Here is a 662-nt window from a genome sequence, read left to right as displayed (position 1 = left end):
ATTCTGATGCACTTGTTGATGCTGACTCAGACGCACTTGTGCTTGCTGATTCAGAGGCACTTGTTGAGGCTGATTCTGAAGCCGATGTACTTGCTGACTCTGAGGCGCTTGTTGAGGCTGATTCTGAAGCCGATGTACTTGCTGACTCTGAGGCGCTTGTCGATGCTGATTCTGAAGCACTTGTTGACGCTGACTCAGATGCTGATGTGCTTGCTGATTGACTTGCACTTGTTGATGCTGATTCAGAGGCTGATGTGCTTGCTGACTCTGACGCACTTGTTGATGCNGATTCAGAAGCGCTTGTGCTTGCTGATTCTGATGCACTTGTTGACGCTGATTCAGAAGCTGATGTACTTGCTGATTCTGATGCACTTGTTGATGCTGACTCAGACGCACTTGTGCTTGCTGATTCTGATGCACTTGTTGATGCTGACTCAGACGCACTTGTTGACGCTGATTCTGATGCGCTTGTGCTTGCTGATTCTGATGCACTTGTTGATGCNGATTCAGAAGCTGATGTACTTGCTGATTCTGATGCACTTGTTGATGCGGATTCAGATGCCGATGTGCTTGCTGATTCAGAGGCACTTGTTGACGCTGACTCAGAAGCCGATGTGCTTGCTGACTCAGACGCACTTGTTGACGCTGATTCTGATGCACAC

Annotated in this window: 1 pseudogene; it reads left to right on the top strand. The window is 48.5% G+C overall.

The window, feature by feature from the left end:
- Nucleotides 1-221, top strand: a pseudogene (locus D8855_RS10915) (MSCRAMM family adhesin SdrC); the annotation flags it as partial.
- Between the last annotated feature and the right edge of the window lie 441 nt (nucleotides 222-662).

Source organism: Streptococcus mitis (assembly GCF_003942685.1).
GTDB lineage: Bacteria > Bacillota > Bacilli > Lactobacillales > Streptococcaceae > Streptococcus > Streptococcus mitis_CD.
This window is presented reverse-complemented; position numbering and strand designations above follow the sequence as displayed.